Genomic DNA, 23391 nt, shown 5'->3' on the forward strand with positions numbered 1-23391 from the left:
CCTCACAGATCCGGGATCAGGCGCTTGCCCAGGCTGATCACCTGATCCTGCTCGAACCCCAGGCTGGCATAGAAATCCCGCACCGCCTCGTTGCCCGAGCGGATCAGCAGGTTGATCTTGGGGCAGCCTTTTTCCAGCAGCTTGCGTTCCACTGCCCGCATCAGCACCGACGCATAGCCGCGGCGCTGATGCGCCGGCGACACCGCCAGGTAATTGATCCAGCCACGGTGGCCGTCATACCCGCCCATCAAGGTGCCCACGATCTCGCCGTCCGCTTCGCCGACCAGGAACAGGTCGGACTGCACGGTCAGCTTGCGGGCCACGTCCTTGCGCGGATCATTCCACGGCCGCGTCAGCCCGCAGGCGGTCCATAGCCCGATCACGGCGGCTTCGTCGGACGGGTGGAAAGGCCGGATGGCCAGTTCAGGGTGCGTCATGCTTCGTTCCTCTTTGCAGGAAAAACGAAGGCCGGGCGCTACGCCTCGATGGCTGGAAAACAGGTCGCGCATGCCGCGCAAACAAAAAGGCCACGAGGGGTATCGTGGCCTTCTGGTGGGAGCGCCGGAAATCCGGCGCTTGAACACGGCTTGCCACTCAACGCAGGCGTCGAGTGATTCGTCGGTTGTCTGCCCGGGCCGGCAAGGCCGGCGGGGCGAAATGGGCGATAGGCATGGCGGCCAGCATACTTGAAGATTGTGCGTCGCAGCAAGCCCTCACGAAACCCCAGCCGGCGCTGGCGGGTCAATCCATCATCGGCACCGGCAACGTGCCTTCCATCACCACCACGGCCTGCCCGGCCACGCCCGCCCAGACGCCGTCGGCGCGAACCTCGGCCTGCGCCAACAGCAGGCTGGCCCGCCCCATGTCCACACCCTGCCCCACCCGCAACCGCAGTTCGCCCGCGCCGCGCAAGGCGGCCCGCAACGCGGTCGCAGCCCCCGTCGCGCTGCCCGTGGCGGGATCCTCCGTCATGCGTCCGGTGAACATGCGCGCCTGGATATCCGTCGGCCCCTGCGCTGTATCGCCGCTCGCGTCGGTGGTGTAGGCGTAGATCGAGCGCGCCCCGTCCAGCGGCATCAACGCGGCATAGCCGGCCGGGTCTGGCGCCGCGCGGCGCAGCGCATCGCGGCTGGCCAATTGCACCACCAGGAAAGACAGGCCCACGGACGCCACCTGGGGCGCATGCTCGGCCAGTTCGATATCGGCGGGTTGCAGCCGCAGCGCGCGCGCGGCGGCTTCGGCCGACGCCTGGCTGCCCCGCGTCAAGGGCTGCGGCGCGGCCAATTCGGCACCCAGCAAACGGCCAGCCTCGTCGTACTGCAATGCCATGCGCACCAGGCCCGCTTCTTCCTCGAATTCGAAGCGCGCCGGCGCCGGGCGACCCGCCGCGATCATCTCGCGCGCCAGCACCACCGCCGTTCCCACATTGGGATGGCCGGCGAACGGCACCTCGCGGTCGGGCGTGAAAATGCGTACCCATGCCGTATGCGCGGCATCGCGCGGCGCCAGCACGAAGCTGGTTTCCGTGTAATTGAATTCCCGCGCAATGCGCTGCATCTGCGCGGTATCCAGACCCTCGGCGCCCAGCACCACCGCCAGCGGATTGCCCTGGTAGGCGTGGGCGGTGAACACATCGGCGGTGACGTAGCGGTAGCGCATGGGGGTCCTTGCATCAGGGGAATGAACACCAGCAATTATGCGGCCCGCCTGATCGGTGCGACAGGCACAGAGCGGAACGAATCAGGCCATAACAGCCCCGTCGCCCTGAACTCAGGCCATCACGCGCGGGCCGCCGGCCCCGCCCCCAAGGCTCATTCAAATACCGGCCGGAAGAAACTGCGTTCGTAGCTCAGGATGCAGCGCGTGTCCTCGGCAAACTTGAAGGCCGCCTGGCACGCCGCGTCGTCCATCGACTGCTGGCGGTAGCGTTCGTATTCCGCCAGGCTCGGAAACGTGAACATGGCCAGCGCGATATTGTTGGCGCCTTCGGACGGCAGGAAATAGCCGTGGTGCTTGCCGCCGAACTTCTCCACCAGCGGAATCCACATCTTGCCGTAGGCCTCGAAATCCTTGAGGCGGCTGGGGTCGATCACGTAACGCAGATAGCAGGTAACCATGGATGCTCCGTAAAGCGTGACACCGCAGCGTATGCTGCGGCAAGCCGGCGCCGCAGCCAGGCAGCGCGCCGTTGGGGGTTGGACAATCCCATAAGCCCTGCCGCGCGTCAATGCGTGCACAACCCTTGCCCCCGGCCTCTTCCTCAAGCGGATCGCGCACGTCCGGCCCCCCGCCGCCGAACCCGCACCCTGTGAACGCCCCGGCAGCTGTCTGGCGCACCGTTACATCTGGTACGGCCGACTGCACAGATATTCACACTCCCACATCATTTGCGCAAAAGAGTCTCTGCGCGCCTCACCCAGAATCCCAGGACTGCGCCCGACGGGCGAAACGGCGGCCATGGCCGCCATTCCTTTCCAAGCGAATTCGATGAAGTGGATCCTGGTTTCTACGTTGTGCCTGATTGCCTCAGGCTGTGGCCTGGCGGCCGCCCCCTGCCGGATCACCTCCGCCGTCATCAAGATTGTCCCGGTCGTCGGCGACGTCGCCGCGGCGCCGACCGACGCCTGCGCAGAGATCATCGACTGACCCGCTCTGCGCTCCTGCTCGCGCCAAGACAGCAAAAACACCTCGGCCTGTGCGACCGACGTCTCGCTTCAGAAAAGCTCTTCCACGACCAGCGAGCCATCGGTGATTCGCGCAGTGTTCCCGTCATTGCTCGCGAACATAAGACTCACCGTATAACTGCCCCCGGCCGGTGCATCGAACAGCGCATCCGATGCGGTCGCTTGCAGGTACAGATTGAAAGGCACCTCGCGGATCGAGCTTTCAAGCGGAACACCATTCAGTGCGAGTATGAACTTCCCGGTCCCCGATCCGATCTTGCCCACGCGGCCAGAAAACCTCGCACGCAGCCTGGCTCCCGGCTTCACGTTGGCCAGCGCCACGGTCAGGGGTGCCACCGGCACATAAGCGACGCTCGTGGTATCGACAGCAATGCCGGCCAAGGTCTGTTGGACGATATCCCGCGTTCGCCACACGCGCTTGCCCTGGACGACTTCCACGCCGGAATGGGAGAGCACGTTGATATAGGGCATCACTGGCAACGGCGCCCCGTCGCCTTCCTGGAAAATGGTGAACGTATTGCCCAGCGATCCCGACATGCCGCCGATGGGGTTCGTCGCCCCCAGGCTGTGGAACACGTTCTCCATCGGAAAGCGGGTGTCCCCCAACCAAGGTTGGAAAAAGACGGCCCATCCGTATGACGGCCATGCCGCCGGAATCAATTGCAAGCCCTGGAAGGTGTTGTTGTCTGCGCCATTCAGATAGATCCCGCTCGACAGCGCGGAACCCCCATAGAAGAAGATGCCGCCGATGAAATCATTGTTGGCCGCGTCCGGCTGGCCCGTCAACGATTTCGTGCTGGACACCCCGGAAGTGAGCATGATCCCCTGGGCATCGGCGTGCGCGGGCTGCACGCCGTAGCAGTGGAGAAAAACGTTGTTGCCGCACCCGTAGGTGCAGGCAGGTGGAAACTGCGATCGCGTCGTCAGGACGTAGGCTGTCCTCGTATAGGCTTTGCTCATGACAGCCGTGAACAGGCCATCCGCCACATGATTCACGAGCAATCCCATACCAGCCTTGCCATTGCAGTTGAGCATCATGTGCTCGATGCCGACCGCATGCAATGGACCCGCCAGCGTGACCACCGCCACCTCGCGATCGGCGGGACCGTCATAGAGAATCTCGGTGGCGCCCCGCTGCTGCACGAAATCCTGGCCGTCATGACTGCCAAAGCCTTCGCCCACCAGACGGATTCGGTGATCGCGCGTGGACACTTGCGCATCCGACCCGTCGCCGACCACGATTGACTGGCTGATGCGGAACACGCCACGGCCGAAATGAACCGTACCGCCGCCCGATTGATTCGCCTGCGCAATCGCAGCCATGATGGCTGGAAAGCTGTCCGCAGTGCCAGTGGGGTCCGCGCCAAAATCCACTATATTTATTTGATTCGCCATTCTTTTTTCCTTCGGCGAAACCACATGTCGCAGCCTGGGTTAGAACACACCGCAGACGGGTTTTTCGCCATTTGCTTTCACCGTTTCAAGGCAGCTCCACCATTGAGGCCGCTGGAATCCATGGTGCACAACAAGTCGAATCAAGGAAATCAGTGGGTGTCGCAAACCCCTTCGAACGTCACAGCCCAGCGCCCTGCAAAACGTACACGAGCGTGGCGCCACGGGTCGCAGCGGTCAACAAGAGGAAATGCATGGGAACCGATAAAGATGGCGTGAAATACAACATGTCGCATGCATCGGACGCGACTGATGCGGCATCCATGCAAGCGCCCCTGCAATCCATCATGCGCGGCGTGGAGAGCTTCCAGATTCCCCCGTCGATCGACTGGCCCGCCGCCCGGCAGCACTTCCCCGACAACGACGGCCAATGGAAATTCTCGGCCGTCCTGGTCGCCATCGTGCCGCGGCCCGAGCCGACAATCCTGCTCACGCAACGTTCGTCAGGTCTCAGTGAATACTCATCGCACGTCAGCTTTCCGGGCGGTCGCCCCGAGGCGGCCGACAGCACTGTGGGCGCCACCGCCCTGCGCGAAACCTTCGAAGAAATCCGCCTGGCTCCCAACGCTGTGCGCTTGATCGGCTGCCTGCCGCTGCACAAGACCCGCAAGCGCAACCACGCCATTTTTCCGGTCGTCGGCATCACCTCGGAAAGTGCGCGCTGGGAAGTATCCCCGGCGGAAGTCGAATCGATCTTCGAGTTCCCGTTCGACGCGCTACTCAACCCGGATCTGCTTCGTCAGTACGTCGACGGCGAACGCGCCGGCGCCTGGTATTGGGCCGAACAGCAACACGATATCTGGGGAGTCACCGCGCTGATCTTGAAATCGCTGGCGGCGTTGGCGCTTGCTTCGAACCCGGTGCGTTGAAAGTCACGACGCACCGCTACGAATCGCAGGCATGCTTGCGGTGAGGGCTGCGGTTCTACCCGAAACCTGTACAGGCAGGCGCAAAACAGGCGTGAAAGGCGCGCAAAAAAGTACGCACAAATGAGAAAGGGGGTTAGTGATTTTCATCACTAACCCCCTTAGGGTATTGCTGGTCGGGACGGCGGGATTCGAACTCGCGACCCCTTGCACCCCATGCAAGTGCGCTACCAGGCTGCGCTACGCCCCGAAAGAAAAAGAGTATAGCAGAACAAAAAATTGTTTGCACGCATTGGTGCAAAAAAAGTGCTGAATACTCAAAAAAATTTGCGTCCCCTGCGCGATGCCTGCATCACCTGCCTGCAGGTCTCGCGCACAAGACGCAAGGGTCCAGAAGTCGTGCTTGAAAAAAGTTCGCGCTTGCTTGATGCGCGCCGCGCATCAAGCCTGTGCAGTGCTGCTGGCGCTTGCGGCCGGCGTGCCCAGCGCTTCGCCCAGCATTGTCGACACGTTGCCCAGTTCGTTGCGCAGGGCCTGCATCTCGGCGCCGGTCAGACGCACGGCGGCGTCCTGATCGTGCGGCGTGTCGCGCGCATCGCCCAGGCGATTGCGCGCGCCGCTGATGGTGAAGCCTTGCTCATACAGCAACGACCGGATGCGGCGGATCAGCAGCACTTCGTGGTGCTGATAGTAGCGGCGATTGCCGCGCCGCTTGACCGGCTTGAGCTGCGTGAATTCCTGTTCCCAGTACCGCAAGACATGAGGCTTGACGCCACACAGGTCGCTGACTTCACCGATGGTGAAATAGCGCTTGGCGGGAATGGGCGGTAGGGTTACGGTGGATTCAGTACGTGTCATAAGAGAATTTTATGCCGCGCGGAAGTCGAGTGCCGATAACAATTACCGACAAAGCGTATCACTCCTCGGCGTCGGGCGCCGTGGGAGTGGCCTGCTCGACCACGCTCTTGAGTTTCTGGCTGGCGTGGAACGTGACCACGCGGCGGGCGGCGATGGGTATGGTCTCGCCGGTCTTGGGATTGCGGCCAGGGCGCGGCGGCTTGTCGCGCACCTGGAAGTTTCCGAAGCCCGAAAGCTTGACGGAATCTCCGCGCGCCAAGGCGTCGCGGATTTCCTCGAAGAACGTGTCGACGATGTCCTTGGCTTCGCGTTTGTTCAGGCCGACCCGCTCAAAGAGCAGTTCGGCCAGCTCGGCCTTGGTCAGGGTGCGCGGCTCGGCAAGCATACTGTTCCCCATGGTTCAAGCACGCTGGCGCGCGCCGTGGGCACTGACCAAAGCGTCTTTGATGCGTGCCAGGCAATCGGCCACCCGGGCTTCGTCCAGTGTGACTTCAGTGTCCTGTAGCCAGAAACGGAACGCAAGGCTTTTTTCGGCCACGGGCTGGTCGCCCTGGGCCTTCTCGCGCCACACGTCGAACAGGCGCACGTCCTGTACCACCGCCAGTTGCGGATCGGCCTTGACGGCGGCGGCCACGGTGTCCAGCATCGATTGCGCGGTGACGGGGGCATCGACCCACAGGGCCAGATCGCGCACCACCACGGGCTGGCGCGACAGCTCTCGTACCTGCGGCAATTCGCCTTCGGAGAGCGCAGCCACGTCGACTTCGAACACGACCGGCGCGTGCGCCAGATCGGCTTGCTGGGCCAGACGCGGGTGCAATTCACCGATCCAGCCGACCTGCTGGCCGTCCAGTTCGATGCGGGCGCTGCGGCCCGGATGCAGTGCCGGGTAGGCCGCGGCCTCGAAGCGCAGACGGCTGCCGCGCGCGCCGAACAGCGCCTGCACATCCGTCTTCACGTCGTAGAAGTCCACCTGGCGCGTGGGCACGCCCCATTGTTCTTCGACCACCGGGCCCCACGCGGCGCCGGCCAGCTTCAGGGGCTGGCGCACGCCGGCCACGGCCAGCGGGCCATCCTCGGCCGAGGCATCGCGCACGAAAACGCGGCCCAGCTCGAACAGGCGCACGCGCGTCTGCTTGCGGTTGGCGTTGTGGCGGATGTTGGCGACCAGGCTGGCGATCAGGCTGGAACGCATCACCGACAAGTGGCTGGCGATGGGGTTGACCAGCTTGACCGGCGTGTCGTTGCCCGCGTAGTCGCGTTCCCAGTCGGCTTCGACGAAGCTGTAGTTCACGACTTCCTGGTAGTCCTGAGCGGCAGCCAGGCGGCGCAGCGCGTGGGCGCCGCGGCGCACTTCGGGCTGCGAGAACATCTTGGCGCGCGCCATCGGCGGCACGGTGGGAATGTTCTCGAAGCCGTAGATGCGAGCCACTTCCTCGATCAGGTCTTCTTCGATTACCAGGTCGAAACGGTACGACGGCGGCGTGACGATGAAATCATCGCCTTCGACCGTGAATTCCAGGCCCAGGCTGTTGAAGATCTTGGCCACGTCGGCTTGCGTGACGGGCACGCCCAGCACGCGGTGGCAACGCGCCAGGCGCATGCGCACCGGCTCGCGCTTGGGCAGGTTGACGATCTGGTCGTCCAGCGGACCGGCCTGGCCGCCGCAGATGTCGACGATCAGGCGCGTGATGAATTCAATGTGCTGCGGGATCGTGGCGTAGTCCACGCCGCGCTCGCCGCGGTGGCTGGCTTCAGAGCTGAACTTGAAGCGGCGCGCGCGGCCGGCCAGCGATTGCGGCCACCAGAATGCGGCTTCCAGATAGATGTTGGTCGTGTCCAGCGTGACCGACGTGGCTTCGCCGCCCATGATGCCGGCCAGGCTTTCGACCTGGTCGCCCGCCACCACCACACCGACCTTGGGGTCCAGCGTGACGGTCTGGCCGTTCAGCAATTCAAGGGTCTCGCCTTCGCGGGCCCAACGCACCGACAGGTCGCCATGGATCTTGTCCAGGTCGAACACGTGGGAGGGGCGGCCCAGTTCCAGCATGACGTAGTTGGAGATGTCGACCAGCACAGACACCGAACGCTGACCGGCGCGCTCAAGGCGCGTCTTCATCCATTCCGGAGTCTCTGCGCGCGCATTCACGCCGCGGATCACGCGGCCGCCGAAACGGCCGCACAGATCAGGGGCTTCGACCTTGACGGGCAGCACTTCGTCCAGCGTCACCGGCACGGCCTTGGCCGTGGGCACCGACAGCGGCGCGCCGGTCAGGGCGGCGACTTCGCGCGCCACACCCAGGATCGACAGGCAGTCGGCACGGTTCGGCGTCATCTTCAGCGTGAAGAGGGTGTCGTCCAGGTCCAGCGCTTCGCGGATCGACTGGCCCGGCACGAAGTCGGCGGGCAACTCCAGGAGGCCGCCGTGGTCTTGCGACAGGCCCAGTTCGCGGGCCGAGCACAGCATGCCCGACGATTGCACGCCGCGCATCTTGGCCACGCCGATCTTCATGCCGCCAGGCAGTTCCGCGCCCACGCGGGCCAGCGGCACCTTCAGGCCGGCGGCGGCGTTGGGCGCGCCGCAGACGATCGTCAGCAGCGTGCCCGAGCCGTCGTCCACTTGGCAGACACGCAGCTTGTCGGCATCGGGATGCGGAGCGATCTCGACGATGTGGCCCACCACCACGCCGCTGAACGCGGGCGCGGCCGGCACGGTGTCTTCGACTTCCAGGCCGGCCATGGTGAGCCGGTGCGCGAGTTCGTCGGTTGCGATCGGGGGATTGACCAGCGTACGCAGCCAGGATTCGGGAAATTGCATGATCAGCCGTCTTTATTCGTTGAACTGGCGCAGGAAGCGCAAATCGCCTTCGTAGAACTGGCGCAGGTCGTTGACGCCATAGCGCAGCATCGTCAGGCGCTCAAGGCCGGAACCGAAGGCAAAACCGATGTAGCGCTCGGGGTCCAGACCGAAGTTGCGCACCACTTGGGGATGCACCTGGCCCGAACCGGAGATCTCCAGCCAGCGGCCACGATTGGGCCCCGACGTGAACATCATGTCGATTTCGGCGGACGGTTCGGTGAACGGGAAGAACGACGGGCGGAAACGCACGACGAGGTCGTCGCTTTCGAAGAAGCAACGCAGGAAATCGGTGTACACGCCCTTCAGGTCGGCGAACGAAATGTCTTCGGCGATCCAGAGCCCTTCCACCTGGTGGAACATGGGCGAGTGCGTGGCGTCGCTGTCGACGCGATAGGTGCGCCCCGGCGCAATGACCTTGATGGGCGGCTTGTGCATGCGGGCGTAACGCACCTGCATGGGGCTGGTATGCGTGCGCAGCAACAGCGGCAGGCCGTCAGCGTCTTTCATGTCGACGTAGAACGTGTCCTGCATCGAACGCGCCGGATGGTCCAGCGGGTTGTTCAGCGCGGTGAAATTGGTCCAGTCGTTTTCCACTTCGGGGCCGTCGGCCACATCGAAGCCTATGGAGCGGAAGATTTCTTCGACGCGTTCCCAGGTCCGGATCACCGGATGGATGCCGCCCGGCACGCGGCCGCGGCCCGGAAGCGATACGTCAATGGTTTCGGAAGCCAGTCGGGCGTCCAGTTCGGCCTGCGCCAACGCGGCGCGGCGCAAGTTCAGGAGCTCTTCGACCTTTTGCTTGGCCTGATTGATCCGGGCGCCCATGTCGCGCTTCTGCTCGGGATCGAGCTTGCCCAAGCCTTTGAGCAGCACCGTCAGCGCGCCATCCTTGCCCAGGAAGCGGGCCTTTGCATTTTCGAGCGCGGCGGCGTCCGTGGCCGCGGCGAAGCGTTCTTGCGCCTGGGAAACCAGGTCGTCAACCGATTGAGTCATGAAATCCAGCCTTCAAAACGCAAACGGGGCCATTACAGCCCCGTTTGCAGCGATGCGCGATGAGTTAAAGCGCGCGATCAGGCAGCCAAGGCAGCCTTGGCTTGCTGCACGATGGCGGCAAAGCCGGCCTTGTCGCGCACGGCCAGATCGGCCAGGACCTTGCGGTCGAGTTCGATGGCAGCCTTCTTCAGGCCAGCGATGAACACGCTGTAGCTGACGCCGTGTTCGCGGACGGCGGCGTTGATACGCGTGATCCACAGCGCGCGGAACGTGCGCTTCTTGTTACGACGGTCGCGGTAGGCGTATTGGCCAGCGCGCATGACGGCTTGCTTGGCAATACGGAACACATTACCGCGGCGGCCACGGTAACCCTTGGCGGCGGAAATGACTTTCTTGTGACGTGCGCGGGCAGTGACGCCGCGTTTGACGCGAGGCATAGTAGATCTCCGTGAGAATCAAGCGAAAGGCATCATGGCCTTGACGGAGGCCACGTTGGTTTCATGGACCGCAGCCGAACCGCGCAGCTGGCGCTTGTTCTTGGTGGTCTTCTTGGTCAGGATGTGACGCTTGAACGCCTGACCACGCTTGATGGATCCGCTGCCGCGAACCTGAAAGCGCTTTGCGGCGCTTTTCTTGGTTTTCATCTTGGGCATGATGATTCCCTAAACTAAACACTGATTGTTGATTTACATGACGCGAGGTGCTTGGCGCAAGGCGGTTGGCGGTCTGTCCGCACCCGGCATCGCTGCCTGATGGAACACGCTACCTACACCATTGCGGCAAAACTTTAGGACCTCTTGCCACTTCTTGGGGGGTACTGCTTGGGGGTACTGCTTAGATACTGCTTTGGGGTACTACGTTTTTCTCGGCACGCCAGACAAAAAAGATAGCCTGGACCCGGGAAAGCCTTTGATTATATGGTGATTTCCCAGGTTTTGTCGAGCCAATTGGCAGGTCGGCGCGGCGCCCCGCCTGCGCCAGGGGGACGGAACCCGCCCGAACGGGCGCCCAAGCGCGGGAAACGGGCCATCATACGCCCGGCTGGCGGTACTGCACCGCCTGGGCGACATGGCTGGCGCCCAGCATGTCCTGCCCGTCCAGGTCGGCGATCGTCCTGGCCACCCGCAGGGCCCGATGCATGGCCCGCCCCGATCCCGCCAGGCGCCGCATGGCCTGCAGCAGCAAGTCACGGGCATCGGCCTGCAGCGGACAGTGGCATTCCAGTTCGGCCCCGGCCAGCCCGGCGTTGGGCTTGCCCTGGCGCGCGTGCTGGCGCTCGCGACAGCGTGCCACCCGCTCGCGCACCGGCTCGGACGGCTCGCCCGGCGGCCCCTGCATGCATTCCAGATCAGAGGGCGGCAGCGCCACATGCAGGTCGATCCGGTCCAGCAAGGGGCCGGATATCTTGCCCGTGTAGCGTGCGACCTGGTCGGGCGTGCAGGTGCAGGCCCTGCGCGGATGGCCCCGCCAGCCGCAAGGACACGGGTTCATCGCCGCCACCAACTGGAACCGCGCGGGAAACTGCGCCGTATGCAGGGCGCGGGCGATGATCACCCTGCCCGTTTCCAGCGGTTCACGCAGAGCCTCCAATGTCCGCCGACTGAATTCGGGCAATTCGTCCAGGAACAGGACGCCATGATGCGCCAGGCTGATTTCGCCGGGGCGCGGCCGCCCGCCCCCTCCCACCAGCGCCATGGCTGATGCCGAATGATGCGGCGCCCGGAACGACGGCGTGCCCATCCGGGCATCCGGCACGCCCGCCAGGGCGGCGATGGCCGCTGTCTCGAGCGCCTGCCGGCGCGTCAGGGGCGGCAACAGGCCGGGCAGGCGAGCGGCCAGCATGCTCTTGCCCGCCCCGGGCGGTCCGACCATCAGCAGACTATGGCCACCCGCCGCGGCCACCTCCAGCGCCCGCCGCGCCCCCGGCTGCCCACGCAGGTCGGACAGGCACGGCACCGGCGGCGCTTCCGGCCACGCCAGCGGAATCGCGTCAGGCAGCCGGCCATGCCCGGCAACATGGGCAGCCACGTCCGCCAACGTGCGGGCCGACAAGACCCGCAGGCCTTCAACCCAGGCTGCCTGCTCGGCACTGCCGGCAGGCAGGATCAAGGTGGCACCTGGCGAATCCTGCGCCACGCTCAACGCGATCACCAGGGCCGCGGCGACAGGCACCAACGCCCCGGTCAGCGACAATTCGCCCGCCAGCACCAGACCCGCCAGCAAGGGATCGGGCGCGGGGCCTGCCTGCCCGCCCGCGGCGTCCGTGGCGGGCGCCGCCAGCTGCCCGGTGGCCAGCAGCAGCCCCAGCGCAATCGGCAGGTCAAAACGACCCGATTCCTTGGGCAGATCGGCCGGCGACAGGTTCACGGTGATGCGACCCGCGGGAAAATTGAAGCCGCTGTTGATGATGGCCGCCCGCACGCGCTCGCGGCTTTCACGTACCTCGGTATCGGGCAGCCCCACCACGTTGAAACTGGGCAGGCCCGGCCCCAGGTGCGTCTCGACCCGCACCGCATGGGCATGCAGGCCGCTGAGGGTACGGCTGGCAATAACGGCAAGGGTCAAGGCGGTCTCCGGTTGCGATCGAAAACCAGTATGCCCAAAACAAAAACGGCCGCATCAGCGGCCGTGGCAAAAGTGTCACTGGCTGGTGGGGTGCCCGGCCTCGGACAGAAGACACGTCTTGTCCGGTGCTGTCAGCACATTGGTAAAACTGGGAAAAATGGAAATAATAGAAAAAAAAGCATAAGCTGAAGACTCGGATGCCTGAAGAGATCACTATGGGACCAATCCTACGGAAGCCATCCACCACAACCGACGACGTCCGGGCTATCGTCAACGGCAGTTATTCAGGCGATCCCCACGAGGTTATCAAGCGCATGGCATCCACCCTGGCCAAGGAACTATCGCCCCTGCGGAAATCCGGCCGCACAGACGACCTGCTGCACGTCATCGTGCGGCAGCTCGAAGCCTGGCTCGTCAACGAAGAGGCTCCTGTCGGCGACAAGCCCCCCGCTCTACCCGTTGCCCTATGGTCTCCCGCAGAAGTGCTCGCCCGGCAAAAACTGAGCGCGTTGACGACCTTGTATCGGTACGACAAGGACGGCAGGCTCTATTGCGTCATGCCATCGACGAAAAAGAACGGGCGCGCGTTCCCAGCCTGGCAATTCGTTGACCCCGTTCCCAAGCTTCTGCAAACCGTCATTGCCGAATTGCGAGGGGTCTTGCAGTTCGAAATCCACGCGTTTTTCGTGACCGAGCAGGAAGACCTCAATGCGCTCTCTCCCGCCGAAATGCTGGCGGGGCTACCCTTTGAGAGTCGCGCAAACGTATCGATCGCACAGCAGCGGCTTCTGTCGCTCGCCGCCACGCAGCGACTGCAACGCGTCCTTGAACTTGCCAGACAAGCGGGAAAAGGCATGCGCGACTAAGCCGCCATAGCATGCCAGTGGACGTACGGGGCCCTGATCAACCGCCGCCCCATTTGATAGCGCGGGTTCCTTCCATCAAGGCCTTGTATGCTGCACTCAGGCATTCGGCTGCATCACTAGCCGCCCACACAGCGGTATATCGCACTGCCGGTGATCCGAAGTATTTGCTCCCCGAGACCTTTCACAATGCCTATCGATTCGGCCCGCCAAGAGAACTGCGCCTGCCGCACGGTGCCCTGCCTTACGCCTGGTTTTATGTTGCCCTGGACATGCCTACCGCGATATGGGAAGGCCGCTTTGCTCGAACCGATGCCACTCGCCCAGGTCAGTTCTACCTGGACCCATCTGCCGTAAAGACTGGAGTCGTCGGCCAGATTGCCTTTGGCCGCGACCTGCGCCTCTGGAAACTGGCAGGAGAAGCCTGCGCCAAGCTCGGAATCCAAGACACCATCTCGTCAAGCGATTACGAAGCCTGCCACTGGATTGGCCATCGTCTGCGAAAGGCAATGCTTGACTGCGATTGCGCCTTGATGCCAGACGGCATCATCTACCCTTCCCGACAAATGCGGGGGCACCAAGCGATTGCTCTTCGAAGCGAATTGCTGCCCGAACTACGATCGATCGCCAACGTCCGCCACGAGCGATTCACGGCGACCGCCGCCTATGCCGCATTAATCGCAGACCCGTTATACGGGCCACCGCCAAATCGGACTGTGCCCATGCCTGCCTTCCCAGGCGCCAGTACAGGGTAACGGTCGCGAGTCCTTGGAATCCAAAACAAAAACGGCCGCATCAGCGGCCGTGGCAAAAGCGTCCCTCGGACAGCCTACTTGTCCAGGGCGGACAGGCGGGTTTCCAGTTGCTCGACCGTGGCGGCCAATTGGTCTACGCGGGCCCGGGTGCGTGCCAACAGGTCGGCCTGCACGTCGAATTCCTCGCGGGTGACCAGATCCAGCTTCGAGAACGCCTGCGTCATCATGGCGCGCACGTTGCGTTCGACGTCCGCGGCGGGGCTGCGGGCGATCAGGTCGGAAATGTTCTTCTGGATGTCTTCCATCCATTGGGTGCGATTGTTCATAGCGGCCTCACGGTGTTCTTGGTGCCTCAAGTGTAGTGCTTTCCCCGTGTCTGCCGCAGGCAAAAAAAAGGGCGGGCCGCATGCGGTGACCGCCCATCAAAGCACAGGAGAAAACCGGGCCGCCTTGGGGGCAGCCCCCTACCAACATCGTTACTTGCAGCCCATCTGGGTCGCGGACTGCGCAAACAAATCGGCCGACTGCTTGCATTGCGCAGCCAGTTGCGTCTTGTCGCTGATCGTCGCCCACTGCGTCTTGGCTGCGTCCAGTTGCTGCTTGAAGCTGGCCGCGGCGGGGTTGGAAGCGCCCAGCTTGTCCATGCACGCGCTGACCTTGCTCAGGTAGGCATCGCACTCGGCGGGCAGGCCGGCAGTCGCACCGGCAGCGGGCGCGGGCGTGGTGGTGGCGGGCGGCGTGCTCGCGGCGGGAGGCGTGCCCGGCGTGGTGCTGCTGGACGCCGGCGGGGTCGATGCCGCGGGCGGCGCGGCCTTTTCGTCACTCTTGTTGCAGCCGGCCAGCACTGCCAGCGCGGCAGTCAGCGCCAGCACGCCAAGGGTCTTGCGTTGGATCGTCATCATTCCTCTTTCCTTTCTTGCTTTTCGTATATAGAGAGCCGCAACGCCGGAACCCCTTGCCGCGGCCCGATCAGGCCCATGAGGTGTCATGAGCTGGAGTCGATTCTTCTTCACCCAACCTTTGGCAACAAGCTTATGCGTGTAAACCCTCGTATCACGCCCCGCCCCCTTTTTGTGCCGTCTTGCAATTCGCTTTCAGCCCACTGAATAACACCTGCTTTGCCGCGCGAAGCGCGGCCAGCAACGTTCCGCGGCCGCCGCGAGCGCGCGCGGCCAAGTCAATGCGGGGCGTTGCAAGCCCTACAGATCGCTACCGCGGCCGCATCAACTGGCAACAAATGGCGGCAGCGGCACATATTCCGTTGCATTCCTCACCGACGCCCGGGCATGCACCGATTTGAGGCTGACGCGTGGTGCATGACGCACTATATTGGTGCATTCAGGCACAACAAACGCGCCTGCCCCACCGCCCCACGGGCACCGCCCCCTATGGCATGGAATTTGCTTGATTGACGAGGCCTACGTGCAACCATGAGAGGAAATGCCATGAAACTCATCATCGCCATCATCAAGCCATTCAAGCTCGACGAAGTGCGGGTGGCTCTATCCGGAATCGGCGTCCAGGGCCTCACTGTTACTGAAGTGAAAGGGTTCGGGCGCCAGAAGGGCCATACCGAGCTTTATCGGGGCGCGGAATACGCGGTCGACTTCCTGCCCAAGCTGCGAGTCGAAGCCGCCGTGCCCGACCACCTGGTCGACCAGGTCATCGAAGCCATCGAACAAGCCGCTCGCACCGGCAAGATCGGCGACGGCAAGATCTTTGCCGCCCCCCTTGAACAAGTGATCCGCATCCGGACGGGCGAAGCCGGCGAAGCTGCGCTGTAGATAAATAAGAAAGACTCATTGGAGCCTGAAAATGGATAAAGCAGATATCTCCTGGTTGCTCGTCTCTACCCTCCTCGTATTGATGATGGCCGTACCCGGTCTGGCGATGTTCTATGGCGGCCTGGTACGCAGCAAGAATGTGCTGTCGGTGCTGCTGCAAGTGTTGTGCACGTTCGTGCTGGGCCTGGTCCTCTGGTTCATCTACGGTTACTCGCTTGCCTTCACCGAAGGCAACGCGTTCTTCGGCGGCCTCTCGCGCGCCTTCTTCTCTGGCATGTTCACGCCGGCGGACGGCAAGTACGCCATGTCGAACACGCTGACCGAGCTGCTGTTCGCCTCGTTCCAGGCGACCTTCGCCGGCATCACCTGCGCACTGATCGTCGGCAGCTTCGCCGAACGCGCCCGCTTTTCGGCGGTGCTGGTGTTCACGGTGATCTGGTTCACGTTCGCCTACATTCCCATCGCACACATGGTGTGGTTCGCCTCCGAAACGGCGCCGGGCCTGCTGAACGCCAAGGGCGCCCTGGACTTCGCCGGCGGCACCGTGGTGCACATCAACGCCGGGGTGGCCGGCCTGGTGGGCGCCTATGTGGTGGGCAAGCGCGTCGGCTACGGCCGCGAAGCGATGCAGCCGCACAACCTGCCGATGACCTTCGTGGGTGCCGCCCTGCTGTGGGTGGGCTGGTTCGGCTTCAACGCCGGCTCGGCATTGGCCGCCAACGAGAACGCCACGCTGGCCTTCTTCAACACCATGATCGCCACCGCGGGCGCCGTGCTGGCCTGGCTGTTCACGGAATGGGCCATCAAGGGCAAGCCTTCCATGCTGGGTGCCGCTTCCGGCGCCATTGCCGGCCTGGTGGGCATCACCCCGGCTGCCGGCCTGGTGGGTCCGGTGGGCGCGCTGATCATCGGCGTGATCGCCGGCATCGTCTGCGTCTGGGGCGTCAATGGCCTGAAGCGCCTGTTGCGCGCCGATGATGCGCTGGACGTGTTCGGCGTGCACGGCGTGGGCGGCATTGTCGGCGCCCTGCTGACGGGTGTGTTCAATGCCCAGGTCCTGGGTGGCCCCGGCCTGGCGGAACCCGGCATGATCCTGGGCCAGCTGTGGGTGCAATTGGAAGGCGTGCTGATCACCATCGTCTGGTCCGGCGTGGTCGCCTGGATCGCCTACAAGATCGCCAACGCCCTGTGCGGCCTGCGTGTGCCGGAAGACCAGGAACGCGAAGGCCTGGACGTCACCAGCCACGGCGAATCGGCGTATCACAGCTGATTCTCCCGCCCTGCGCCCGCGCCACCGTGCCGGGCGGCACTTTCAGCCCCCTCTTGCAGGGGGCTGACCGAAAAAAAAGCCCGTCGCGCATCGAGCGACGGGCTTTTTCCATTCCGGGCGACTTCCCGGATGGCGTCAGGCCAGGTCCAGGGTATCCAGGTCCACCGGCAAGGCGCGGTTCAGCGCGCTGGCCACCTTGACGCGCAGCGCATTGGTGTGGGCGCGCCGGACTTCGCGCTTCACGTCCAGCAATTGCTGGGGATGCATCGAGAATTCCGTCAACCCCAGCCCCAGCAGCAAACGGGTCATGCGCGAATCGCCGGCCATTTCGCCGCAGACGGCCACGGGCTTGCCCGCGCGTTCGCCGGCGTTGATGGTGTGGGCGATCAGTCGAAGCACGGCGGGATGCAGCGGGTCATAGAGCGCCGCCACATCGTGGTCGCCGCGGTCGATCGCCAGGGTGTACTGGATCAGGTCGTTCGTGCCGATGGACAGGAAATCCAGCGCCTGGGCAAAAGGCTCGATGGCGATTGCGATCGCGGGCACTTCAACCATGGCGCCCACTTCCATGTGCGGCGCGTAGGCCTGCCCACGGGCATCGAGCTCGCGCCGGGCCGATTCGATGGCCGCGCGCGTGGCCACGACCTCGTGCATGTGGGCGATCATGGGGATCAACAGGCGCACCGGGCCGTGGGCAGAGGCCCGCAGGATGGCGCGCAGCTGCGTGGCGAACATTTCCGGACGCGCCAGGCAGTAGCGGATGGCACGCTGCCCCAGCGCCGGATTGGTGGCCACCGTGGCCTCGCCGTCCAGCGTCTTGTCAGAGCCGATATCCAGCGTGCGGATGGTGACCGGACGGCCTGCCATCACTTTGACAACAGACGAATAAGCCTCGTACTGCTCTTCTTCGCCCGGCAGATCCGGGCGCCCCATGAACAGGAATTCGCTGCGGAACAGGCCGATGCCGTGCGCCCCCGAGGCCAGCGCCAGCGCGGCTTCTTCGGGCAGCTCGATGTTGGCGTGCAGCACGATGTCGATGCCGTCCAGCGTGACGGAAGGCTCGTAGCGCAGCAGGCTGAGCTCGGCCCGTTCGTCGGCGTAGGCGGCCTGGCGGCGGCGGTATTCCTGCAGGATGCGATCCGACGGATTGACCACCACGGCGCCAGCGGCGCCGTCGATGATCAGCATGTCGCCATCGCGCACCAGCTCGCGCACGTTGCCCATGGCCACCACGGCCGGCACGCCCATGCTGCGCGCCACGATGGCCGTATGCGAGGTCGGGCCGCCCAGGTCGGTCACGAAGGCGGCGAACCGCCCTCCACGCAGGCGCAGCATGTCGGCGGGCGAAATATCGTGCGCGACCACCACCAGCGCGTCATCGCCGCCCATGTGCGACATGTCGGGCAGGATGGCGGACGTGCCTGACAGCACGTGCAGCACCCGCTCGATGACCTGGCGCACGTCGGCGCCGCGCTCGCGCAGGTACTCGTCTTCCATGGCGTCGAACTGCTGGCCCAGGATCTGGCCCTGGGTGGTCAGCGCCCATTCGGCGTTGTAGTGGCGTTCGGCGATCAGGGCCAGGGTCTGTTCGGCCAGCAGCGGGTCACCCAGCAGCAGGCTGTGCACGTTCAGCATGGCGCCCAGCTCGCGCGGCGCGTCAGCCGGCAAGGTGTCGGCCAACAGCCGCAATTCCTGCTGGGCCGAGTCCAGCGCCTCGGTCAGGCGGCGGCTTTCGGCGGGGACGTCTTCGGGGGATATCCGGTAGTGCGCGACTTCCAGCGCCGCGGCCCCCATGACCACCGCCCGGCCGATGGCATAACCACGTGCCACGCCCTTGCCGTACAAACAAATAACGGGACTGGCAGTGCCAGCCCCGTCATGGACCTGAGCCGCGGCGCCGGCCGCGGACAAGCCGGCCGGTGCATTGCCCGGGCCGGCGGATTCGGAAGCGCTGCTATTCCTGTTCACCGAATTTGCTGTCGAACAGAGTTTCAATTTCGGAAAGAGCCTGGTCGGCGTCGCTGCCCGAAGCCTCGAGCTTGACGGTCACGCCCAGGCCCGCGGCCAGCATCATGACGCCCATGATGCTCTTGGCGTTCACGCGCTGCGCGCCACGGGAAATGAAGATCTCGCTGGAGAACTTGCTGGCCAGCTGCGTCAGTTTGGCGGCCGCCCGCGCGTGCAAACCCAGTTTATTGCTGATGACGATGTCTGTATTAGGCATAGGAAATATCATGACCGCGGAGGCAAGCCGCAGTGGTGGTTGCAGCAAAAGGTCGAACCGCACATCGGCTTGAAATATTAGCCGACATAATAGGGCAAATTTCCGCCCGTCAGTCTACACGCAAGACGCCTTGAACCCCGCCGGCGAGCGCTTTTTCGCGGGTCTCGGCCAGGGACAGGTTGCGGTAGGTCAGCGCCCGCAGCAGCATGGGGGTGTTCAACCCCGCCAATACACAGCACTGGATGCCCTGCGCTTGCGCGTCGGCCACGGCCCGTTTGGAGATATTGGCGGGCGTGGCGCCGATCAGGTCGGTCAGCACGAGCACCCCGGCGCCATGGTCCTGCTCGAAGATGTCCTTGAGCACGGCAGGCGCCAGGTCGTCGGGACGATCCTCGGGCTGGATGTCGTGGATCGCCAGCATGCCGTCAAGGTTGCCCATGACGTGGCTGGCGCACTCGCGCATGGCCGCGCCCAGGGGCGCGTGCACGACGATGACAATACCCGTGGTCATGACGATTCCTGGCCGATCAGGCGGCGGCAGCCACGGCCGGCGCGGCTACGGCTTTTTCCAGCGCCGTGACGAACATGCCAGCGACGTCGAAGCCGGTCTGTTCGGCGATTTCCACGAAGCAGGTGGGACTGGTGACATTGACTTCGGTGACGTAGTCGCCAATGACGTCCAGGCCGACCAGCAAGAGGCCGCGCGCGGCCAGCTTGGGCGCCACCGCCTCGGCGATCTCGCGGTCGCGCGGGGACAACGCCTGGGCCACGCCGCGGCCGCCGGCGGCCAGGTTGCCACGCGTTTCGCCGGCCAGCGGGATGCGGGCCAGGGAATACGGCACGGGTTCGCCGCCGATCAGGAGGATGCGTTTGTCACCCTTGACGATTTCAGGGATGTAACGCTGCGCCATGATGGTGCGCGCGCCGTTGTCGGTGAGCGTTTCCAGGATGGCGTTGAGGTTGGGGTCCTTGGGCTGCAGGCGGAACACGCCGGTGCCGCCCATGCCGTCCAGCGGCTTGACGATGACGTCGTGGTGCGTATCGTGGAACGCCTTCAGGCGGGCCATGTTGCGGGTCACCAGGGTCGGCGCGGTGAACTCGCTGATTTCGGTGATGGCCAGCTTTTCGGGGTGGTTGCGGATCGCCGCACCGCTGTTGAACACCTTGGCCCCTTGAGCCTGGGCGTATTCGAGCAGGTGGGTGGAATACACGTATTCCATGTCGAAAGGCGGGTCTTTGCGCATGACGACGGCACCGAAATCGGCCAGCGGCAGATCGCACGCGGCCCCTTCGCGCCACCAGTCATGGCCGTGCAGGTCGGCATCCGCCACCAGTTCGATGGGCGTGGTAACCGCCTTGACCGTGCCGGTTTCGATGTAAAGGTCGCCCTGCATGGCCACGCTGAGCGTATGGCCGCGCGCAACCAGCGCACGCATCATGGCGACAGAACTGTCCTTGTACGCTTTGAGCAGCGGCAAGGGATCCAAAACGAACAAAACATGCATCTCGACACCCCGAACGTACGCCGCCTTCCCTTTCGGGAAGGCGGCTATCTATGACATCGTAGCGCAGAGCCGCCCAATAAGCGAACCCGCCGAACACGGTATGGACGGCGGGTCGCGCAGGGGGAAGCGGCTGGGGCCTTCCCGGAAAGACGAGCCTGGGAAGGCTCCGCAGGGAGCTTTACGCCGCCGTTTCAGGCTTGCCCGCGGGCACGGCCTTCTTCTTGGGCGCCAGCACCATGACCATCTGACGGCCTTCGAGCTTCGGCATGGCTTCGACCTGGGCCAGTTCCAGCAGGTCGTCGCGCACACGTTCAAGCACCCGCATACCCAGTTCCTGGTGAGCCATTTCGCGGCCACGGAACCGCAGCGTCACCTTGGCCTTGTCGCCTTCTTCGAGGAAGCGGCGCAGGTTGCGCAGCTTGACTTGGTAGTCGCCCTCGTCGGTGGCCGGACGGAATTTGACTTCCTTGACCTGGATGACCTTCTGCTTCGAACGAGCTTCGGCTTGGCGCTTCTGCTCTTGGTACTTGAACTTACCGTAGTCCATCAAACGGCAGACCGGCGGCTCGGCGTTCGGCGCGATTTCCACCAGATCCACGTCGTTTTGCTCGGAAAGACGGAACGCGTCGGCAATCTTGACGATGCCCAGCTGTTCTCCGTCCAGACCTATCAGGCGCACCTCGGGGACGCGGATTTCACCGTTGATGCGATTGGCTTTTTCAGTGGCGATGTTGAAAGCTCCTAGAAATGTTAAGCAGCGCTGCTATCAGGATGATTGACGTCGCGGCGGGTGGACACGTCCTCGGTCAAGCGCGCGACGAACTCGTCGTATGCGATGGCACCAAGGTCCAGTCCGCCCAGTCCGCGTACGGCGACGGTGCCGTTTTCTTTTTCCTTGTCGCCGACGACGAGGATGTACGGCACCTTTTGCAGGCTGTGCTCCCGAATTTTACGAGTGATTTTTTCACCGCGCAAATCGGACTCTACTCTAAAGCCTTGTTTTTTCAGGCTTTGCGTAATTTTGGCCGCATAATCGGCCGAAGGTTCGGAAATGCAGCACACGACGGCCTGCACCGGAGCCAGCCAGGGCGGCATCGCACCGGCGTGGTTTTCGATCAGCATGCCGATGAAACGCTCGAGCGAACCCAGGATGGCGCGGTGCAGCATGACCGGCGGGCGGCGCTGGTCGTTCTGGTCCACATACTCGGCGCCCAGGCGCACAGGCATGGAAAAGTCGACCTGGATCGTACCGCACTGCCAGTGGCGGCCGATGGCGTCTTTCAGGGTGTATTCCACCTTGGGGCCATAGAAAGCGCCTTCTCCCGGCGAAATCTCGAACTCGCAGCCGGTGCGGCGCAGGCTTTCCATCAGGGCCTGTTCGGCCGTATCCCAGACTTCGTCCGAGCCAATGCGCTTTTCAGGACGCGTGGCGACCTTGTACAGGACTTCCGTGAAACCGAAGTCGCGGTACACCTTCTGCAGCAAGGCCGTGAAGTCGGCGCATTCGTCCTGGAGCTGTTCTTCGGTACAGAAAATGTGGCCGTCGTCCTGCGTGAAGCCGCGCACGCGCATCATGCCGTGCAGCGAACCCGACGGTTCATTGCGGTGGCACTGGCCGAATTCGCCGTAGCGCAGGGGCAGTTCGCGATACGAATGCAAGCCGGCGTTGAAGATCTGCACGTGGCCCGGGCAGTTCATGGGCTTGAGACCGTAGACGCGGTTCTCGGACTCGGTCGTGAACATGTTTTCACGGTAGTTGTCCCAGTGGCCGGTCTTTTTCCAGAGCGAAATGTCGAGGATCTGCGGCGCCTTCACTTCCTGGTAGCCGTTGTCGCGGTAGACCGAGCGCATGTATTGCTCGACCTGCTGCCAAAGGGCCCAGCCCTTGGGATGCCAGAAGATCAGGCCCGGGGCTTCGTCCTGGAAGTGGAACAGGTCGAGTTCGCGGCCGATCTTGCGGTGGTCGCGGCGCTCGGCTTCTTCGAGCATGTGCAGGTAGGCTTCCTGCTCTTCCTTGGTGGCCCAGGCCGTGCCGTAGATGCGCTGGAGCATCTCGTTCTTGCTGTCGCCACGCCAGTAGGCGCCCGCGACCTTCATCAGCTTGAACACCTTGAGCTTGCCCGTGGACGGCACGTGCGGCCCGCGGCACAGGTCGATGAAATCGCCCTCGCGGTACAGGCTCAGCGGCTCGTTGGACGGAATGGACGCAATGATCTCGGCCTTGTACTTTTCGCCGATGCCCTTGAAGAACTCGACGGCGTCGTCGCGCGACCAGACTTCTCGGGTCACGACTTCGTCTTTCTTGGCCAGTTCGGCCATCTTTTTCTCGATGGCGGCCAGGTCTTCGGGCGTGAACGGGCGCTTGTACGAAAAGTCGTAGTAAAAGCCGTTGTCGATCACGGGGCCGATGGTGACCTGCGCGTCGGGGAACAATTCCTTGACGGCATAGGCCAGCAAGTGCGCCGTGGAGTGGCGGATCAGGTCCAGGCCGTCGGCGTCCTTGGCAGTCACGATGGCCAGGCGGGCGTCGCCCTCGATGCGGTAGCTGGTGTCGACCAGCTGGGAGTCGGCGCCGTCAAAGGTCACGCGGCCGCCCAAGGCGGCTTTGGCCAATCCCGCGCCGATCGATTGCGCCACGTCGGCGACCGTGACCGGCCCCGGGTATTGGCGCTGCGAACCATCGGGCAATGTGATCTGTACCATCGGGAGTGC

Annotated in this window: 25 protein-coding genes and 1 tRNA gene; 6 read left to right on the plus strand and 20 right to left on the minus strand. The window is 64.0% G+C overall.

All coding sequences use genetic code 11. From position 1 onward, the window contains the following. Positions 1-2: 2 nt before the first annotated feature. From AC6LJ2_RS16420 to AC6LJ2_RS16430, 3 genes are all read right to left on the minus strand, one after another. Positions 3-437, minus strand: coding sequence for a GNAT family acetyltransferase (locus AC6LJ2_RS16420; protein ID WP_263914787.1), 435 nt, complete (start codon positions 435-437; stop codon positions 3-5). A 304-nt stretch (positions 438-741) separates the two neighbouring features. Beyond that, positions 742-1659: a PhzF family phenazine biosynthesis protein gene (locus AC6LJ2_RS16425; protein WP_445658644.1), complete on the minus strand. Its 918-nt coding sequence runs from the start codon at positions 1657-1659 to the stop codon at positions 742-744. A gap of 152 nt (positions 1660-1811) precedes the next feature. Next, positions 1812-2117, minus strand: coding sequence for an NIPSNAP family protein (locus AC6LJ2_RS16430; RefSeq protein ID WP_263914785.1), 306 nt, complete (start codon positions 2115-2117; stop codon positions 1812-1814). A 370-nt stretch (positions 2118-2487) separates the two neighbouring features. On the opposite strand from AC6LJ2_RS16430, the gene AC6LJ2_RS16435 reads away from it, so the two are divergent. After that, positions 2488-2646: a DUF6726 family protein gene (locus AC6LJ2_RS16435; protein WP_498151772.1), complete on the plus strand. Its 159-nt coding sequence runs from the start codon at positions 2488-2490 to the stop codon at positions 2644-2646. 68 nt (positions 2647-2714) lie between these two features. Here the strand turns inward: AC6LJ2_RS16435 and AC6LJ2_RS16440 are convergent, their stop codons facing one another. Then, positions 2715-4079, minus strand: a complete 1365-nt coding sequence (locus AC6LJ2_RS16440; RefSeq protein ID WP_263914784.1) for a glycosyl hydrolase family 28-related protein — start codon at positions 4077-4079, stop codon at positions 2715-2717. Between the two features lie 212 nt (positions 4080-4291). On the opposite strand from AC6LJ2_RS16440, the gene AC6LJ2_RS16445 reads away from it, so the two are divergent. Further along, a complete protein-coding gene (locus tag AC6LJ2_RS16445) occupies positions 4292-5005 on the plus strand; it encodes an NUDIX hydrolase (protein WP_498151755.1) in 714 nt (237 codons plus the stop codon). A gap of 170 nt (positions 5006-5175) precedes the next feature. Here the strand turns inward: AC6LJ2_RS16445 and AC6LJ2_RS16450 are convergent. From AC6LJ2_RS16450 to AC6LJ2_RS16485, 8 genes are all read right to left on the minus strand, one after another. Continuing rightward, a tRNA-Pro gene (locus AC6LJ2_RS16450) sits at positions 5176-5252 on the minus strand. Between the two features lie 191 nt (positions 5253-5443). Continuing rightward, positions 5444-5860 carry a MerR family transcriptional regulator gene (locus AC6LJ2_RS16455; protein ID WP_025135361.1) on the minus strand — a complete coding sequence of 139 codons (417 nt, stop codon included), beginning with the start codon at positions 5858-5860 and terminating at the stop codon, positions 5444-5446. Positions 5861-5918: 58 nt separating this feature from the next. Next, on the minus strand, positions 5919-6257 hold the full coding sequence (locus tag AC6LJ2_RS16460; RefSeq protein ID WP_025135360.1) for an integration host factor subunit alpha: 339 nt from the start codon (positions 6255-6257) through the stop codon (positions 5919-5921). Positions 6258-6260: 3 nt separating this feature from the next. Further along, positions 6261-8678 carry a phenylalanine--tRNA ligase subunit beta gene (pheT, locus tag AC6LJ2_RS16465; RefSeq protein ID WP_498151756.1) on the minus strand — a complete coding sequence of 806 codons (2418 nt, stop codon included), beginning with the start codon at positions 8676-8678 and terminating at the stop codon, positions 6261-6263. Between the two features lie 12 nt (positions 8679-8690). Then, positions 8691-9713: a phenylalanine--tRNA ligase subunit alpha gene (gene pheS, locus AC6LJ2_RS16470; RefSeq protein ID WP_006387999.1), complete on the minus strand. Its 1023-nt coding sequence runs from the start codon at positions 9711-9713 to the stop codon at positions 8691-8693. Between the two features lie 77 nt (positions 9714-9790). Next, positions 9791-10150: a 50S ribosomal protein L20 gene (rplT, locus tag AC6LJ2_RS16475; RefSeq protein WP_006387998.1), complete on the minus strand. Its 360-nt coding sequence runs from the start codon at positions 10148-10150 to the stop codon at positions 9791-9793. A gap of 18 nt (positions 10151-10168) precedes the next feature. Next, positions 10169-10366 (minus strand): 50S ribosomal protein L35, encoded by a 198-nt coding sequence (gene rpmI / locus AC6LJ2_RS16480; RefSeq protein ID WP_006387997.1) that lies wholly within the window; start codon positions 10364-10366, stop codon positions 10169-10171. Between the two features lie 376 nt (positions 10367-10742). Then, a complete protein-coding gene (locus tag AC6LJ2_RS16485) occupies positions 10743-12278 on the minus strand; it encodes a YifB family Mg chelatase-like AAA ATPase (RefSeq protein ID WP_445658639.1) in 1536 nt (511 codons plus the stop codon). Positions 12279-12475: 197 nt separating this feature from the next. Between AC6LJ2_RS16485 and AC6LJ2_RS16490 the strand changes: the two genes are divergently transcribed. Beyond that, on the plus strand, positions 12476-13144 hold the full coding sequence (locus AC6LJ2_RS16490) for a hypothetical protein (protein ID WP_498151757.1): 669 nt from the start codon (positions 12476-12478) through the stop codon (positions 13142-13144). An 11-nt stretch (positions 13145-13155) separates the two neighbouring features. Next, positions 13156-13896 (plus strand): RES domain-containing protein, encoded by a 741-nt coding sequence (locus tag AC6LJ2_RS16495; RefSeq protein WP_498151758.1) that lies wholly within the window; start codon positions 13156-13158, stop codon positions 13894-13896. Between the two features lie 74 nt (positions 13897-13970). On the opposite strand, the gene AC6LJ2_RS16500 is transcribed toward AC6LJ2_RS16495, so the two are convergent. Both AC6LJ2_RS16500 and AC6LJ2_RS16505 read right to left on the minus strand, forming a co-directional pair. Continuing rightward, positions 13971-14222: an accessory factor UbiK family protein gene (locus AC6LJ2_RS16500; RefSeq protein ID WP_025135357.1), complete on the minus strand. Its 252-nt coding sequence runs from the start codon at positions 14220-14222 to the stop codon at positions 13971-13973. Between the two features lie 150 nt (positions 14223-14372). Further along, a complete protein-coding gene (locus tag AC6LJ2_RS16505) occupies positions 14373-14798 on the minus strand; it encodes a DUF5339 family protein (RefSeq protein WP_263914777.1) in 426 nt (141 codons plus the stop codon). Between the two features lie 543 nt (positions 14799-15341). Here AC6LJ2_RS16505 and AC6LJ2_RS16510 point away from each other — a divergent pair. Beyond that, positions 15342-15680, plus strand: coding sequence for a P-II family nitrogen regulator (locus AC6LJ2_RS16510; RefSeq protein WP_006218735.1), 339 nt, complete (start codon positions 15342-15344; stop codon positions 15678-15680). A 31-nt stretch (positions 15681-15711) separates the two neighbouring features. After that, entirely contained in the window at positions 15712-16950 is a 1239-nt protein-coding gene (amt, locus tag AC6LJ2_RS16515; RefSeq protein WP_183003325.1) for an ammonium transporter, read from the plus strand. 135 nt (positions 16951-17085) lie between these two features. On the opposite strand, the gene ptsP is transcribed toward amt, so the two are convergent. From ptsP to thrS, 6 genes are all read right to left on the minus strand, one after another. Further along, positions 17086-18795, minus strand: coding sequence for a phosphoenolpyruvate--protein phosphotransferase (ptsP, locus tag AC6LJ2_RS16520; RefSeq protein ID WP_498151759.1), 1710 nt, complete (start codon positions 18793-18795; stop codon positions 17086-17088). Between the two features lie 109 nt (positions 18796-18904). Then, positions 18905-19174 (minus strand): HPr family phosphocarrier protein, encoded by a 270-nt coding sequence (locus AC6LJ2_RS16525; RefSeq protein WP_198484624.1) that lies wholly within the window; start codon positions 19172-19174, stop codon positions 18905-18907. A gap of 109 nt (positions 19175-19283) precedes the next feature. Continuing rightward, positions 19284-19685 carry a PTS sugar transporter subunit IIA gene (locus AC6LJ2_RS16530; protein WP_263914775.1) on the minus strand — a complete coding sequence of 134 codons (402 nt, stop codon included), beginning with the start codon at positions 19683-19685 and terminating at the stop codon, positions 19284-19286. 16 nt (positions 19686-19701) lie between these two features. Then, positions 19702-20679 carry a glutathione synthase gene (gene gshB, locus AC6LJ2_RS16535; RefSeq protein WP_263914774.1) on the minus strand — a complete coding sequence of 326 codons (978 nt, stop codon included), beginning with the start codon at positions 20677-20679 and terminating at the stop codon, positions 19702-19704. A gap of 178 nt (positions 20680-20857) precedes the next feature. After that, complete coding sequence (gene infC, locus AC6LJ2_RS16540; protein ID WP_263914820.1) at positions 20858-21409, minus strand: translation initiation factor IF-3; 552 nt, start codon at positions 21407-21409, stop codon at positions 20858-20860. 20 nt (positions 21410-21429) lie between these two features. Then, complete coding sequence (gene thrS, locus AC6LJ2_RS16545) at positions 21430-23382, minus strand: threonine--tRNA ligase (RefSeq protein WP_445658635.1); 1953 nt, start codon at positions 23380-23382, stop codon at positions 21430-21432. Positions 23383-23391 lie beyond the last annotated feature (9 nt).

Source organism: Achromobacter sp. 1014246743, from assembly GCF_059760725.1.